The organism is Brucella sp. GW823-FHT04E01 (assembly GCF_058796175.1).
The window spans coordinates 451506-465959 of sequence record NZ_JBXAIK010000004.1; the positions used below are offsets into that span (position 1 = coordinate 451506).

A 14454-nucleotide genomic window follows, 5' to 3' on the forward strand; every position below is an offset into this window, starting at 1 on the left:
GCTCTCCACCGGCGGGGCTAACTTTTTTAGGATAAAGCCATGAGCACGTTCAAACCGCTTGTCTTCTCCGGCGTCCAACCGACCGGAAATCTTCACCTCGGCAATTACCTTGGGGCGATCAAGCGGTGGGTCGAGGTTCAGGAAACGCAGGAATGCATCTATTGCGTCGTGGACATGCACGCGCTGACCATTTCGCCAGATCCGGCTGAACTGATGCAATCGACCCGTGAAGTCACCGCGGCTTTCCTTGCTGCCGGTATCGACCCGAAGAGAAGCATCGTCTTCAACCAGAGCCGCGTCATGCAGCACGCAGAGCTGGCATGGGTATTTAACTGCATCGCGCGCATCGGCTGGATGAGCCGCATGACCCAGTTCAAGGACAAGGCAGGCAAGGACCGCGAAAACGCTTCGCTCGGCCTGTTCGCTTATCCAAGTCTGATGGCCGCCGACATCCTGCTTTATCGCGCAACCGCAGTGCCGGTGGGTGAGGACCAGAAGCAGCATCTGGAATTGACCCGCGACATCGCGCAGAAATTCAACAACGATTATTCGGATCGCATCGCTTCGCTCGGCGTGGGCGTGGATATGCAGGTTGGTGACGAGCAGGTTTCCGGCTTCTTCCCGATGACGGAACCGATGATCTCCGGCCCTGCCATGCGCATCATGTCGCTGCGCGACGGCACCAAGAAGATGTCGAAGTCCGATCCGTCCGATCTGTCGCGCATCAACCTGATCGACGACGAAGAGACCATCACCAAGAAAATCCGCAAGGCAAAGACCGACTCGGACGGCCTGCCCACCGAGCTCGACGGTCTCGCCGGTCGTCCGGAAGCCGATAATCTGGTTGGCATCTATGCAGCACTTTCCTCTCAATCGAAGGAAGATGTGCTCAACGAATTCGGCGGACGCCAGTTCTCCGAATTCAAGGCATCACTTGCCGATCTCGCGGTGGCAAAGCTTTCGCCGATCACTCATGAGATGCGCCGTCTGGTCGCTGATCCGGCTTACATCGACAGCGTTCTGCGCGACGGTGGTGAGCGGGCTGGCGTGATTGCCGAACAGACCATGCGCCATGTTCGCGACATCGTCGGCTGGCTGCAGAACTAAACTTCTCAATGATCAAGCGAGCGGCAACATTTTTGCTGCCGCCGCTCTTCACTTGAAAATCATCATCCGATCTTCAAGTACCTACCAAATGTCAGCTTGCAGACGGTCAATCCCGATGGCAAATTGCGGCCATGGTATCAAAACGACTTAGCCGGGAAGCCGGTCACCGCCGCAAGTTTCTTGCCGTCATCGATGAGACGCCCGAATGCGGGCGCGCCGTTGCATATGCCGCGCGCCGTGCAAAAAATACGGGCGGCTCTCTCATCCTGCTTTTCGTGATTGATGACTCTGATTTCCAGCAAATTCTGGGCGTCGGCGAAATCATGCGCTCCGAAGCGCAGGAACGTGCTCGCGCAGCGCTGGAAAAATTCGCCGCAACTGTGCGTGCAGCCCAGGGCATCGAGCCGGAAATCAACATCCGTGAGGGCGAAACCGCCTCGGAGTTGATTAGCCTCATCGAAGAAGATCAGGACATCGCCATTCTGGTTCTGGCTGCCGGTTCGGGCAAGGAAGGCCCCGGCCCTCTCGTGCAATCGCTGGCCAGCCGCTCCCAGTTCCCGATCCCGGTTACGGTCATTCCGGCAGGTATGAGCGACGATGACATTGATGCGGTGACCTAATCACCCTATATTGATGACAACTGATACACGCAGCATCGGGACAGTACTTGCGTCCATGAGTATCTGCGCTTACGAGAATCGTTCCAAAATCTGAAAGCGGGACAACTGGCATGTTCATCCAGACTGAAACCACGCCCAACCCGGCGACCCTGAAGTTTCTTCCCGGCAAGGTCGTGATGCCGGAAGGTACCGCCGATTTCCGCGATGCCTCCACCGCGGGCAACACATCGCCGCTCGCAGCCAAGCTTTTTTCGGTTCCGGGCGTGACCGGTGTTTTCTTCGGTTATGACTTCATCACCGTCACCAAGGAAGACGGCGAGTGGCAGCATCTGAAGCCCGCCATTCTTGGCACGATCATGGAACATTTCATGTCGGGCGCACCTGCAATGGCTGGCAACAGCAATGCAGACGCTGCCGCCGCTCATGGCGAAGAAGAGTTTTTCGATGAAGCCGATGCCGAAACCGTCGAGATAATCAAGGAACTGATCGAGACCCGCGTTCGTCCGGCAGTTGCACAGGATGGTGGCGACATCACATTCCGCGGTTTCGAGAACGGCACCGTGTTCCTGAACATGAAGGGTGCATGCTCTGGTTGCCCGTCGTCGACTGCAACGCTGAAGCACGGCATTCAGAACCTCCTGCGCCATTTCGTGCCGGAAGTGCAGCAGGTCGAACAGATCTGACCTTGCTGAGACTTGTAAAGAAAAAGGCCGCTTGAAGCGGCCTTTTTCATATCTGTCATCATCTGGACTTACTGCTTCACGATGACCTTGGCACCCTGTTCGGTGCGGTCGTAAAGATCCATGATGTCCTGATTCATGAGGCGGATGCAGCCGGAAGACATTGCCTTGCCGATGGACCACCATTCCGGCGTTCCGTGCAGACGATAGCCCGTGTCGCCACCCTTGTTGTAGAGATATAGAGCGCGCGCGCCGAGCGGATTGCGCAGGCCGGGGTCCATGCCGTTGCGATATTTTGCCAGTTCCGGTTGGCGCTTGATCATGGCGGAAGGCGGCGTCCAGGTCGGCCATTCCCGCTTCATGGCAACGCGCGCCGTACCGGACCATTCAAATCCTTCACGACCGACGCCGATGCCGTAACGCATGGCCTTGCCTTCCGGCATAATGAGATAGAGGAACTTTTCCCGCGTATCGACGATGATCGTGCCGGGGGCTTCGTCCGTTGGATATTTGACGATCTGGCGGCGATATTGCGCCTGGATCTTTTCACTCGGGATGGCCGGGACGACATAGCCAGCGTCGGTGACCGAAGAATAGGAGGCAGTATAGAAAGTGCCGCCTACGGTCGAGCAGCCTGCCAATGCACCTGCCAGAAAAAGAGCCGTCGTCAATTTAAGGACGCGAGAATTCATGCATTCCCCCAGATTGGTTCATTCCGTCAATGGGACCACGATGGGCCGGAGATAGAAGCGAATCGCTCATTCTTGTCGAAGATGCGGTAGTATTGTTAACCAGGCGTTAACCGTAAATTGAAAATTCCTTGAATAAGACATTTTTTGGCCATGTTTGCCTTGGTAGCGCGGTTTTCGTACGGCTCGTCCCAGTTTTCCGATTGTTTCGATCTGAATCCACGCACAAAATGCGCCCATGCCAATCGTGATTCCCAACCAGACCCATCCTCTTTCCGACGGCCGACAGTCGGACAACGCCATGCTGGTGCGGCGTGGCGTGCAGCGTCTTTTTCTGGAAATGGGGCTTGCAACATTGCCTGAACTGCCGCTGGCATCCGGCAGGCGCGCCGACCTGATGGCGGTCAACCGCAAGGGTGAAATCTGGATCGTGGAGATCAAATCGTCGATCGAGGATTGGAAAGCAGATCACAAATGGCCCGAATATCGCGCTTACTGCGACCGGCTGTTCTTCGCCACTCATCCGGCGGTGCCGCGCGAAATATTTCCGCAGGAATGCGGCTTCATTCTCTCTGATGGATATGGGGCGGAAATTATGCGTGATGCGCCAGAACATAAATTGCCCGGCGCAACCCGAAAGGCGTTGATGCTACGCTTTGCGCGGGCGGGCGCCGCCCGCCTGACAATCGCCGAACTTGCGGGTCTCGATGTACCCGAGACAGAAATAGATTGATTTAGCTGCCCAAGTTAACGAGGCGCGCGTTTGGCCAGAATGCGCTGCAATGTACGGCGATGCATGTTGAGACGGCGTGCGGTCTCGGAGACATTGCGTTCGCACATTTCATAGACGCGCTGGATATGTTCCCACCGAACCCGGTCGGCAGACATCGGATTCTCCGGCGGCGCAACCTTTTCGCCGGGACGGCGGGTCAATGCTGCGAAGACCTCATCCGCATCGGCAGGCTTCGACAGATAGTCGATTGCGCCGAGCTTAACAGCGTTCACAGCAGTTGCGATATTGCCGTATCCGGTGAGAACGATGGCGCGCGTATCGGCACGGCGCGAACGAATAGCTTCTATGATGTCGAGGCCGTTGCCGTCGCCGAGGCGCATATCCACGACCGCATAGGCCGGGGCGGCGGCCTTGGCGGCAGCAATGCCTTCCTCAACCGATTCCGCAGTTGTCACCTGAAAACCCCGACTCTCCATGGCGCGGGCAAGGCGCTGCAAAAAGGGCTTGTCGTCATCAACCAGAAGGAGGGTCGGATCGTTGCCTATGGCTTCGGTGTCTTCCTGCTTCAAGTCGTCCATCGGGTGCTTCCTGCCTGTATTTTTCTTTCCTTATTGATACCCCTGCGTCAAAAAGTCAAATAGCCATTGAATTGTTGAAGCAATTTCAGCATTCGCCCATACACAGGAATAATACAAGCCATTGTATTTTCAGAATATTTTTAAAAATGGACACAAGGAATTGATAGCAAAATCGTGCGTAAGCCGCAGTCCTTTGCTCAGATGGCCCAATATTGCCGAGCCTCGGCGGATAACCCAGCCAGAAAGCTGTCGAGCTCCACTTGATCGATATGCGCACGCAGCGCCTTGGCAACATCGTAAATAGCTGAATCCGGTGCAAAATTATGATCTTTGCGCAGAGATTGCACTTCACGGGTCAAGACTTGTCGGTTCTGAAATGGCCGTTTAATTTCGCCAATATCCCAGTTTGCTACAAAAACCGCACGAAGAACGGGTGGCAATATCGTGGCAAAGCGAATCGCTTCATCGACCTCCAACCGGTGGCGGAAGGTGAGCAGCACAGCTTCCACCATCGTATAGGCCTGATTGCGTGTAGCGAGCCCTGCCTCATCCCGAGCCATATGGAGAAACTTGTCGAACTCCTCCGTCGCCCTCTGGATTTCAAGCGGAATCGTCATGCTGCATCCTTCTTCAGCCTGATGTGAATGCTGAACGCGGCCACACCACCTTCACTTCTGCGCCCTGTCCGGGATTGTTGCGATTGCGGAAGGTGATATGCGCGCCTGAGCGTTCCAGCAGAGTCTTGGCGATGAACAGACCAAGGCCGAGTCCGCCGCCGTTCCGCGTATTGTCGCGACTCGTCATATAGGGCTCGCCGATACGGTCGAGGATTTCCGGCTTGAACCCCTCGCCATCATCCTGAATGGTCACGCTCACATTACCGTCGGTCCAACCCCAGGTCACGTTGACCGTACCACGTGCAAAATCGACGGCATTTTCCACCAGATTGCCGAGACCGTAGAGAAGGCCGGGATTGCGCCGGGTGACGGGTTCCGGTTTCGGACCTTCCGTCTTCTGCACGTCAATCGTGATACCGAAGTTGCGGTGCGGCGCAATCACCTCTTCGATGAGAGAGGAGAGCGGCAGGCGCGACATGTGTTCCTCGCCCTCCGAGGAAAGACTGGTCAGCCGCTGAAGAATTTCACGGCAGCGCTGGGTCTGGGAATGGAGCAAGGCGATGTCTTCGGCAAGGCCCGGATCGGTGGTGCGGGCGCGCTGCATTTCCTTTACCACCAGTGCAATCGTTGCCAGCGGTGTGCCCAATTCATGGGCGGCTGCGGCAGCCAGACCATCCAGCGCCGACAGATGCTGTTCACGCTGGAGAATAAGTTCGGCAGCGCTCAATGCATCGCCCAGCTGACGCGCTTCCTCGGCGATACGATAGGCGTAAACGCCAGTGAATCCGAGCGCCGAAATAATGGCGCACCAGATGCCGATGACGAACAGAAACGGCAGGTCCAGCGTTTCGCCCGGATACCAGGGCAGCGGTTCGTGCCTGATGGTAAGCACCGACGTACAGGCAACCACCAGCAAGGCGAGTACCAGCGTATGACGAGCCGAAAGCGACGTCGCCGAGATAATGACGGGTACGATCATCAAAATGATGAAAGGATTCTGCAAGCCGCCAGTGAGATAGAGCAGCCCTGCCAGTTGCAGAACGTCGAACGCCAGAACCAGGCTTGCCGCCGCCGGATTGAGCCGGTGGTTGGTCGGAAAACGGAAGGCCAGATAAAGGTTGAGCCATGCAGAACAGGCGATCAGAGCAAAACAGATACCGACTGCAAAAGGAAATTGCAGATAGAGCGCCACGAACATGACGGCGGCGGTCTGCCCGGCGATGGCCAGCCAGCGCACACGTATCAACGTGGTCAGGCGCGGGCGGCGCGAAAGATTGGAAGCGCGATTCTCGAATTCTGCGTGCATGAGTCCCTCTACTCGCTCCTTATGAGACAAGGTCGGGTCTCAACGCAAGCGGAACTGCGTTATCCGGTCGCAGGTTGGAATCAGGTTCCGCGTGGCTTGGCGCGACGCGTCGCTTCCGCATTGGCCGGGTCTTCCGGCCAGACATGCTTCGGGTAGCGTCCGCGCATGTCGGCGCGCACATCCGCCCATGATCCCTTCCAGAAGCCGGGAAGATCGCGGGTGATCTGGATCGGACGATGAGCTGGAGAAAGCAGTTCCAGCAAGAGCGGCACCTTGCCATTGGCGATGGCCGGGTGCACCCCAAGACCGAAAAGCTCCTGTACACGAACTGCGATCACCGGCTCTTCGGCGTCATAGCGGATCGGAATATTTGATCCGGTCGGCACTTCGAAATGCGTCGGCGCAAGCTGGTCGACACTACGCTGCAGATCGAAGGGTACAAGGCTCATCAGACCGTTCTTCAACACGTGCCCGGGAATGCGGTCAAGTTGCGCTTCGCCCGTCAGGAAGGGCAGCAGCCAATCGTCCAGCCTTTCGACGAGATGGTCGCCATCCATCGAAGGCCACGGATCACCAAGGCCGCGATGAAGCCAGCCAAGGCGACGGCGCAAAGTGTCGGCCTCCTTGCCCCATGGCAGAATATCGAGGCCATGTTCAAGCACGGCGGCAATTACGCCTTCGTCGGCGGCAGCTCCCGAAGGAGCGGCGAGCGGCTTTTCAGAGAGAGCAATCGCGCCGATGCGCACAGCCTCACGAGCCCGCAGGGCGTTCTTTTCCGCGTCATAGACGACCTGTCGTCCACTTTCGATCCTGTTACCAAGGGCTGCGCGGATTTCGGTTTCCGAAACTTCCGCGGCAGAAAGAATGCGGGCGCGGCCCGCTCTTCCAGACATATCGGCAACCACAAGCCATGCCGCCCTGCTGAGGCTGATAGCGGGATCGACCTCGCCGCCACGTCCATTGGCCAGAAGAAACTGCCCCATCTGCCCGCGAGCCTTGGCTATGCGGTCCGGATAAGCATCGATGAGCACCCGACCTACGCTTGAGCCTGCCGCTTCGCCCTTGTTCGGGACATTTGCGGCAAGCCGCCTCGCCAGTCCTTTTGCACGCTGCGCACGATCCGAACGGTCATTGCGAAACCGTGACATACGGGTGTCGAGGTCGGTTTCATTGCCGCCAAGACCACGTTCGGTCAGCAACACAGCGAGTTCAGCCGCCTTCTGCACCTCGCCACGTTTGCCTGCTTCGGCCACCATATGTGCCAGACGTGCAGGAAGGGCCAGCGCACGCATGGCCTCGCCATCCGCAGTCAGGCGTCCCGCTTCATCCAGCGCACCGAGCCGCATAAGCAGCGCCTTGGCTTCTTTGAGCGCAGGTGCCGGCAGTTTGTCGAGCAGCGATAATGTTGCCGGATCGGTCACACCCCACGCAGCCGCATCCAGCACAAGGCCTGACAAATCAGCTTCCAGAATTTCCGGTGGTGAAAAAGCGGGGAGCGACGCGGTCTGCCCCTGATGCCAGAGGCGAATGGCAATGCCCGGCTCGGTACGACCCGCACGGCCGGCACGTTGATCGGCGCTCGCACGCGAAGTCCGCACGGTTTCAAGCCGGGTGAGGCCGGTGGCCGGTTCATATTTCGGCTGGCGTGCAAGCCCGCTATCAATCACCACGCGCACGCCATCAATCGTGATGGAGGTTTCTGCAATCGAGGTCGCCAGCACCACCTTGCGGTGGCCTGCCGGTGCAGGTTTGATTGCCGCATCCTGATCACGGCCTTCCATTGCACCGTAAAGCGGCGCCAGAATGATATTGGCAGGCAGGAATTTTTCCAAGTTTGCTGCCGTGCGCTCAATCTCGCCCTGCCCCGGCAGGAAGGCGAGGATGCTGCCGGTTTCATCTGCCAGCGCATCACGGATCGCACGCACCATGGCGTCCTCGACCCGTTCATCCGCCTTGCGATCGCGATAGCGAATATCGACGGGATAAGCGCGCCCCTCACTTTCGATCACCGGCGCATCACCCAACAGTTGAGCCACGCGAGCGCCATCAAGCGTTGCCGACATGACAAGGATTTTGAGATCGTCACGCAAGGCTGCCTGCACATCCAGCGCCAGCGCCAGTCCAAAATCCGCATCGAGACTGCGTTCATGGAACTCATCAAACAGGACTGCGGCGACACCCTTGAGGTCTGGATCGTCCAGGATCATGCGCGCAAAGACGCCCTCGGTGACGACGAGGATCCTGGTTTTCCCTGATACCTTGCTTTCAAGGCGCATCCGGTAGCCGACCGTTTCACCCGGTTCCTCGCCCAGGAGCTGCGCCATGCGGCGAGCGGCTGCCCGTGCCGCCAAACGACGCGGTTCAAGCAGCACGATCATGCCATCCTTGCGCCAGTCCGCGTTCAGCATATGAATAGGCACCAGTGTCGTCTTGCCCGCACCGGGCGGCGCGACAAGGACTGCGCTCGCATGATGCGCCAATGCCTCATCCAGCTGAGGCAGAATTCGTGTCACAGGAAGATCAGGCAGGCTCGTCAAAATAATTTCCGTCAGATAAGGCTTCCACTTTCGTGCTTATCACACAGGGAACGCACATGATCCATATTCGAAAATCGAACAAGGCCGATGCGCCTGCGTTGACCGAAATATGGCGCGCCAGCGTTCTCGCTACGCATGACTTCCTGAGCCGCGATGATTTTCTGGAAATCGAAAAGCTGGTGGCCGAGCAATATCTGCCGAACGTCGAAGTCTGGCTTATTGAGGACGCTGGCAAGCCGGTCGGCTTCATGGGCATGAGCGAGCATCATATCGATAGCCTGTTCATCGCACCTGATCAGCGCGGCAAAGGCATCGGCAAACAGATGATAGCGCATGCAAAAACGCTCGGCAGTCCGCTGACAGTCGATGTGAACGAGCAAAACCTGCAGGGTGTCGGCTTCTACCTGCATATGGGGTTTGTCGAAACCGGGCGTTCGGAGACAGACGACCAGGGACGCCCCTATCCACTCCTGCATCTGCGGCTGGCAACCAACAATTGACATACTCCCCTAGAGTATATAGATTTCGCTGAAATCGGGAGTTTCCATGCCGCATTCACCGGAAGACAAGAAGCGTGCCTTGACTCGCCTGCGTCGCATTCGCGGACAGGCCGAAGCGCTGGAGCGTGCGGTGGAGGCTGGCACGGAATGCGCGGCATTGTTGCAGCAGATTGCAGCACTGCGCGGTGCGGCCAACGGGTTGATGGCGGAAGTGCTGGAAAGCCATTTTCGCGAGACCTTTGGGCAGGAAACCAAAGCTGATCCCGATACACAAATCGACGAAATCATGCGGATTCTACGCACCTACCTCAAATGAGTGCGTTGCTCTAAGATAGACTGAAAGGGAGAAACATCGTCATGAAATCACGCGCAGCCGTTGCGTGGGAGGCGAAAAAGCCGCTCACCATCGAAACAGTCGAGATTGGCGGTCCACGGGCTGGCGAAGTGCTGGTCGAAATCATGGCGACGGGCGTTTGCCATACAGATGCCTACACCCTTTCGGGTCTCGATTCCGAAGGCAAATTCCCGGCGATTCTTGGCCATGAAGGCGCGGGCATTGTTCGCGAAGTGGGCGCAGGCGTGACCTCGGTCAAGCCGGGCGATCATGTGATCCCGCTTTACACGCCGGAATGCCGCCAGTGCAAAACCTGCCTGTCGCAGCGCTCGAACCTCTGCACCTCGATCCGCGCCACGCAAGGCCAGGGCCTGATGCCGGACAAGACCACGCGCTTTTCCTGCGATGGCGGCGAAGTGTTTCATTATATGGGCTGCTCGACCTTCTCGAACTTTACCGTTCTGCCGGAAATCGCGGTTGCCAAGGTGCGTGAAGACGCGCCGTTCGATAAGATCTGCTACATCGGCTGCGGCGTGACCACGGGTATCGGTGCAGTGATTTATACCGCCAAGGTTCGTCCGGGTTCCAATGTCGTAGTGTTCGGTCTTGGCGGCATTGGCCTCAATGTCATTCAGGGTGCCCGTATGGTCGGCGCCGACAAGATCATCGGGGTCGACATCAATCCGGCCAAGGTGGAAATGGCAAAGAAATTCGGCATGACCGACTTCGTCAACCCGCGCGAAATCGGCAATGACAAGGTGGTGCAGGCCATTCAGGACCTGACCGACGGCGGCGCGGATTATTCGTTCGACGCTACCGGCAATACCGACGTCATGCGTCAGGCGCTGGAATGTTGCCATCGCGGCTGGGGTGAATCGATCATCATCGGCGTGGCGGAAGCGGGCAAGGAAATTGCCACACGTCCGTTCCAGCTGGTCACAGGCCGCGTCTGGAAAGGCACCGCATTCGGCGGCGCACGCGGTCGCACGGATGTGCCGAAAATCGTCGATTGGTACATGGACGGCAAGATCAACATCGACGATCTGATCACCCACACCATGCCGCTAGATGAAATCAACAAGGCCTTCGACCTGATGCATGAAGGCAAGTCCATCCGTTCGGTGATTGTCTACTGATGAGTGAAAAGCTTCTCGTTTCCCAATGGGATGAACTCGACAATCTGAGCCCGCGCGCGCTTTATGCGATGCTGAAGCTGCGCGTGGACGTTTTCGTGGTGGAGCAGAAATGCCCCTACCCGGAAATCGACGGCAAGGATTTCGAGGCGTTTCACCTGCGCATTCTCGACGGCGAGGAACTTGCAGCATCGCTGCGAGTTCTGCCACCTGAACAGGCTGGCAAGCCGGTGAAAATCGGGCGCGTCGTCGTGGCGCCGGATTATCGCGGTTACAAGCTTGGCCAGCGCCTGATGAAAGAGGCAATCGATTTCACTCATGCCCGTTTTCCGGGCATAGCGGTCGAACTTGGCGGACAGAGCCATTTGCAGAAATTCTATGGTTCGTTCGGCTTCGTGGCTATTTCTGAAGAGTATCTAGAAGATGGCATACCGCATGTGGATATGCGGCTTGAATCGCAGATAATATCGGCGTGATATAATAAAAATCATGAGGAGCGCCATGCTGTCACGCTTGCCATATCAGCGCCACCGGCCGTTTTATCTGGCATTGATAGTCTCCCTGACATCCATCGTTCTAGCGCTGCTTTTCAGGCCGAGCCTTGTGATCGCCATCGCCGCCAGCGCGTTCTTCCTGACTTATCTGATCACCGCACTCTGGCGCATGCCGCGCCTGACATCGCAATTCCTGCGTAATCACGCCGCCTCAAGCGATGAACCCGCATGGATCATCTTCCTGATCGTACTTGCGGCCGTGATCAGTGCAGTTTTTGCACTGTTCATGCTCATCAACCAGCAAAATACCCCACACTGGTTCGATCTTGCGGTCACCATTTCCGCCGTACCACTCGGCTGGGCGACCATTCATATGATGGCAGCGCTGCATTATGCCCATCTCTACTGGCAGCCGCAGTCAACGGAAGTGGCCGTGAAAGCTGAAACCGAAGATGCCCGAAAAGGCGAAAAAGTGCCGCGCGGCGGGCTTAACTTTCCGGGCACGACCGAGCCATGCGGCTGGGATTTCGTCTATTTCGCCTATGTGATCGGTATGGCAGCACAGACATCCGACACCAACATCACCATCACCGTCATGCGCCAGATCAATACGATGCACGCCATCGTATCCTTCGCTTTCAATACCGTACTTGTGGCTGCGGCGGTCAATGTCATCGTCGCGCTTGGGAGCTAGAAATACCTATGGAAACCATTTCGACCGCAAAGAGCTTCGCCGGGATGCAAGGCGTCTATCGCCACAAAAGCGAGACGAACCAGTGCGACATGACCTTTGCCGTCTTCCTGCCGCCGCAGGCAAAAGACGGTCCGGTACCGGTACTCTGGTATCTTTCCGGCCTTACCTGCACGCATCAGAATGTCATGGACAAAGGCGAATATCGGCAAATGGCCGCAGAGCTGGGAATTGCCGTCATTTGCCCAGATACAAGCCCGCGCGGCGATGACATTCCGGATGAGCCGGACAACTGGCAGTTCGGCAAAGGTGCTGGTTTCTACGTCGATGCCACGCAGGAGCCATTTGCCAAAAACTATCAGATGTATAGCTATATCACGAAGGAATTGACCGATCTGGTGGGACGCGAGTTCCCGCTCGATATGTCGCGACAGGCGATCACCGGCCATTCCATGGGCGGACATGGCGCGCTGACCATTGCGCTCAAGAACCCGGATCGCTTCAAGTCAGCATCCGCCTTTGCACCCATCGTCCAACCTTCTACTGCAGGCTGGTCCAGACCGGCACTGGAAAAATATCTCGGACCGGAAGAACGGGCTTGGCGCGCCTATGACGCCACGCTGCTCATCGAAGACGGCTATCGGTTCCCGGAATTTCTGGTCGATCAGGGTACCGCAGACGGTTTTCTCGATGATGGCTTGCGTCCGTGGCTTCTGGAAGAGGCTTGCAAGAAGGCAGGCATTCCCATCACGCTCAATATGCGCGAGGGCTATGACCACTCCTATTTCTTCATATCGACCTTCATGGACGACCATCTGAAATGGCACGCCGAACGCCTCAAGAGCTAGTTAACGCTTCACCACCTTCATCGGCAGACCGCCTTGCGGCTGGGTGGTGAGCTTCTGCACCGGCCACGGTTTCGTCGTTTCCAGCACCTCGAAACGATGCCTGTCAAGCAGGATGGCCAGTGCAATGACCGCCTCCTGCAAGGCAAAGCTTGCACCGATGCAGACACGCGGGCCAGCACCGAATGGCAGATATTGAAAACGGTCCAGCCTGTCGCGGTTTTCGGGCCAGAAGCGTTCAGGCATGAAGGCGTCCGGCTGGCTCCAGTAGAGCCGATGACGATGAATGACCCATGGCATGACCAGAACGGTCGCGCCCTTCGGGATTCTCAGATCGTCATAAGTATCGTCGGTCGCCGCCTCGCGATTGATCGACGGCGCAGGCGGATAAAGCCGCATCGCCTCTTCAAAAGCCGCGCGCGTGAAAGGCAGCGATGCCAGCCATTCCTGCGGCGGCAGATCCCGACCGCCTTTTGCAAAAAAGCCGTCAATTTCCGTTTCGATACGTTCACGCTCGTGCGGCGCCTTGGCGAGCAGATAGAGCGTCCAGCCAAGCGCGCGAGCGGTCGTCTCGTGACCGGCGCCAATGAAGGTGATGATGTTGTCCTCGATCTCGGAGCGGCTCAGGCCGTCTGGTCCTTCGGCCCGCAACAGCAGGGTAAGGAAGTCGCTCGGCACGTCTTCTTGCCTGTCCATGCGCGTTTTACGCAGCCCGATGGTGTTTGAGACCAGCTCACGAAAGAAGCCAAGCGATTGCTGTCCACGCAGACGTGTGAGACGCGGCAACCAGTCGGGCAGCCCCAGAAGGTCGAACGGATCGACCCGCCCCATGGTCTCGAACAGCTTGTCGATCTGATGTGCGAAATCGTTTGGATCGCCTGCGATCTCGCCGGAAAACAGCGTCTCCGCCAGAATATCATAGGTCAGGAGCGTCATGTCATGGGCGACATCGGTAATCGTACCGGGGGTCTTGTATCGCTCGACGAACTGGAGCGAGCGGTTACGCATGGTCTCGGCAAAGCCGCCGATATGGCGCGGGGTAAAAACCGGCGCCAGGGCCTTTCGCGACCGCTTCCACACCTGGCCTTCAGCCGTCAGCAGGCCGTCGCGCAACAAGGGGCGCAGCACGCGCTGACGAATGGCGGACATGGGATAATTGGCTGCATTGTCGACCAGCACATGGCGGATCAGCCCCGGATCATTGGCGATGATGGTTTTCATGCCGAACCAGCTGACGGAAATCCACCGCTCGTTATAGGAAGGTTCACCCCAAAGCTCGAGCGGGTTCTTGTAAACGACGCGCATCATCTCGAAACGCCCCACCGGCTTTTCGCGCGGGCGCGGTGCGGGCGGCACAAATGGAACCGGTCTTTCGCTCATGACGTTCGCAATTTCCATCAAGCGTTCCTTTCGTCATAAAACAGGTCGAGAACGCCCCCGTCAAACCCGATATAAGCGTCAATTGTGGCGGTTCCAGAAGCCAAGCGGCACCGGTACTGTTCTCATATGAACCAACTGCCGGAATCCCCGGCAAATTTACCGCCAAAATTTGGAAAAAAAGCCTTTAGCACCTATATTAAAGCCATGTTT

The 14454-nt window shown here is 57.4% G+C and carries 16 protein-coding genes; 10 read left to right on the plus strand and 6 right to left on the minus strand.

Annotation, left to right across the window (positions count from 1 at the left end; translation table 11 throughout):
- Positions 1-39 precede the first annotated feature (39 nt).
- From trpS to AC1RHM_RS17300, 3 genes are all read left to right on the plus strand, one after another.
- On the plus strand, positions 40-1107 hold the full coding sequence (gene trpS, locus AC1RHM_RS17290) for a tryptophan--tRNA ligase (RefSeq protein ID WP_010657990.1): 1068 nt from the start codon (positions 40-42) through the stop codon (positions 1105-1107).
- Positions 1108-1238: 131 nt separating this feature from the next.
- On the plus strand, positions 1239-1727 hold the full coding sequence (locus AC1RHM_RS17295) for a universal stress protein (RefSeq protein ID WP_010657989.1): 489 nt from the start codon (positions 1239-1241) through the stop codon (positions 1725-1727).
- Positions 1728-1837: 110 nt separating this feature from the next.
- Complete coding sequence (locus tag AC1RHM_RS17300; RefSeq protein WP_010657988.1) at positions 1838-2410, plus strand: NifU family protein; 573 nt, start codon at positions 1838-1840, stop codon at positions 2408-2410.
- Positions 2411-2478: 68 nt separating this feature from the next.
- Here AC1RHM_RS17300 and AC1RHM_RS17305 read toward each other — a convergent pair whose 3' ends face one another.
- A complete protein-coding gene (locus tag AC1RHM_RS17305; RefSeq protein ID WP_010657987.1) occupies positions 2479-3099 on the minus strand; it encodes a L,D-transpeptidase in 621 nt (206 codons plus the stop codon).
- Positions 3100-3334: 235 nt separating this feature from the next.
- Between AC1RHM_RS17305 and AC1RHM_RS17310 the strand changes: the two genes are divergently transcribed.
- On the plus strand, positions 3335-3829 hold the full coding sequence (locus AC1RHM_RS17310) for an MmcB family DNA repair protein (RefSeq protein WP_010657986.1): 495 nt from the start codon (positions 3335-3337) through the stop codon (positions 3827-3829).
- Positions 3830-3843: 14 nt separating this feature from the next.
- Here AC1RHM_RS17310 and regA read toward each other — a convergent pair whose 3' ends face one another.
- The 4 genes from regA to hrpB form a co-directional block, all read right to left on the minus strand.
- Positions 3844-4407, minus strand: a complete 564-nt coding sequence (gene regA, locus AC1RHM_RS17315) for a global response regulator transcription factor RegA (RefSeq protein WP_006465866.1) — start codon at positions 4405-4407, stop codon at positions 3844-3846.
- 197 nt (positions 4408-4604) lie between these two features.
- Positions 4605-5024 (minus strand): DUF2267 domain-containing protein, encoded by a 420-nt coding sequence (locus AC1RHM_RS17320; RefSeq protein ID WP_010657985.1) that lies wholly within the window; start codon positions 5022-5024, stop codon positions 4605-4607.
- A gap of 13 nt (positions 5025-5037) precedes the next feature.
- Complete coding sequence (locus AC1RHM_RS17325) at positions 5038-6330, minus strand: ActS/PrrB/RegB family redox-sensitive histidine kinase (RefSeq protein ID WP_010657984.1); 1293 nt, start codon at positions 6328-6330, stop codon at positions 5038-5040.
- Between the two features lie 80 nt (positions 6331-6410).
- Entirely contained in the window at positions 6411-8867 is a 2457-nt protein-coding gene (gene hrpB / locus AC1RHM_RS17330) for an ATP-dependent helicase HrpB (RefSeq protein WP_010657983.1), read from the minus strand.
- Between the two features lie 56 nt (positions 8868-8923).
- Between hrpB and AC1RHM_RS17335 the strand changes: the two genes are divergently transcribed.
- The 6 genes from AC1RHM_RS17335 to fghA are packed head-to-tail and all read left to right on the plus strand — an operon-like array spanning position 8924 to position 12867.
- Complete coding sequence (locus AC1RHM_RS17335) at positions 8924-9367, plus strand: acetyltransferase (RefSeq protein WP_010657982.1); 444 nt, start codon at positions 8924-8926, stop codon at positions 9365-9367.
- A 46-nt stretch (positions 9368-9413) separates the two neighbouring features.
- Entirely contained in the window at positions 9414-9683 is a 270-nt protein-coding gene (locus tag AC1RHM_RS17340) for a metal/formaldehyde-sensitive transcriptional repressor (protein WP_010657981.1), read from the plus strand.
- 41 nt (positions 9684-9724) lie between these two features.
- Positions 9725-10837: an S-(hydroxymethyl)glutathione dehydrogenase/class III alcohol dehydrogenase gene (locus tag AC1RHM_RS17345; RefSeq protein WP_010657980.1), complete on the plus strand. Its 1113-nt coding sequence runs from the start codon at positions 9725-9727 to the stop codon at positions 10835-10837.
- Positions 10837-11310 carry a GNAT family N-acetyltransferase gene (locus AC1RHM_RS17350; protein ID WP_010657979.1) on the plus strand — a complete coding sequence of 158 codons (474 nt, stop codon included), beginning with the start codon at positions 10837-10839 and terminating at the stop codon, positions 11308-11310. The genes AC1RHM_RS17345 and AC1RHM_RS17350 overlap by 1 nt, the downstream gene beginning before the upstream one ends.
- A 25-nt stretch (positions 11311-11335) precedes the next feature.
- Entirely contained in the window at positions 11336-12022 is a 687-nt protein-coding gene (locus AC1RHM_RS17355) for a DUF1345 domain-containing protein (protein ID WP_010657978.1), read from the plus strand.
- 8 nt (positions 12023-12030) lie between these two features.
- Positions 12031-12867 carry an S-formylglutathione hydrolase gene (gene fghA / locus AC1RHM_RS17360; protein ID WP_010657977.1) on the plus strand — a complete coding sequence of 279 codons (837 nt, stop codon included), beginning with the start codon at positions 12031-12033 and terminating at the stop codon, positions 12865-12867.
- On the opposite strand, the gene AC1RHM_RS17365 is transcribed toward fghA, so the two are convergent.
- Positions 12868-14262: a cytochrome P450 gene (locus tag AC1RHM_RS17365; RefSeq protein WP_010657976.1), complete on the minus strand. Its 1395-nt coding sequence runs from the start codon at positions 14260-14262 to the stop codon at positions 12868-12870. It abuts the gene before it with no gap.
- Between the last annotated feature and the right edge of the window lie 192 nt (positions 14263-14454).

Coding starts and splice junctions, on each gene's coding strand:
- trpS (WP_010657990.1), top strand. CDS start 40: ATGAGCACGTTCAAACCGCTTGTCTTCTCCGGCGTCCAACCGACCGGA.
- AC1RHM_RS17295 (WP_010657989.1), top strand. CDS start 1,239: ATGGTATCAAAACGACTTAGCCGGGAAGCCGGTCACCGCCGCAAGTTT.
- AC1RHM_RS17300 (WP_010657988.1), top strand. CDS start 1,838: ATGTTCATCCAGACTGAAACCACGCCCAACCCGGCGACCCTGAAGTTT.
- AC1RHM_RS17305 (WP_010657987.1), bottom strand. CDS start 3,099: ATGAATTCTCGCGTCCTTAAATTGACGACGGCTCTTTTTCTGGCAGGT.
- AC1RHM_RS17310 (WP_010657986.1), top strand. CDS start 3,335: ATGCCAATCGTGATTCCCAACCAGACCCATCCTCTTTCCGACGGCCGA.
- regA (WP_006465866.1), bottom strand. CDS start 4,407: ATGGACGACTTGAAGCAGGAAGACACCGAAGCCATAGGCAACGATCCG.
- AC1RHM_RS17320 (WP_010657985.1), bottom strand. CDS start 5,024: ATGACGATTCCGCTTGAAATCCAGAGGGCGACGGAGGAGTTCGACAAG.
- AC1RHM_RS17325 (WP_010657984.1), bottom strand. CDS start 6,330: ATGCACGCAGAATTCGAGAATCGCGCTTCCAATCTTTCGCGCCGCCCG.
- AC1RHM_RS17335 (WP_010657982.1), top strand. CDS start 8,924: ATGATCCATATTCGAAAATCGAACAAGGCCGATGCGCCTGCGTTGACC.
- AC1RHM_RS17340 (WP_010657981.1), top strand. CDS start 9,414: ATGCCGCATTCACCGGAAGACAAGAAGCGTGCCTTGACTCGCCTGCGT.
- AC1RHM_RS17345 (WP_010657980.1), top strand. CDS start 9,725: ATGAAATCACGCGCAGCCGTTGCGTGGGAGGCGAAAAAGCCGCTCACC.
- AC1RHM_RS17350 (WP_010657979.1), top strand. CDS start 10,837: ATGAGTGAAAAGCTTCTCGTTTCCCAATGGGATGAACTCGACAATCTG.
- AC1RHM_RS17355 (WP_010657978.1), top strand. CDS start 11,336: ATGCTGTCACGCTTGCCATATCAGCGCCACCGGCCGTTTTATCTGGCA.
- fghA (WP_010657977.1), top strand. CDS start 12,031: ATGGAAACCATTTCGACCGCAAAGAGCTTCGCCGGGATGCAAGGCGTC.
- AC1RHM_RS17365 (WP_010657976.1), bottom strand. CDS start 14,262: ATGGAAATTGCGAACGTCATGAGCGAAAGACCGGTTCCATTTGTGCCG.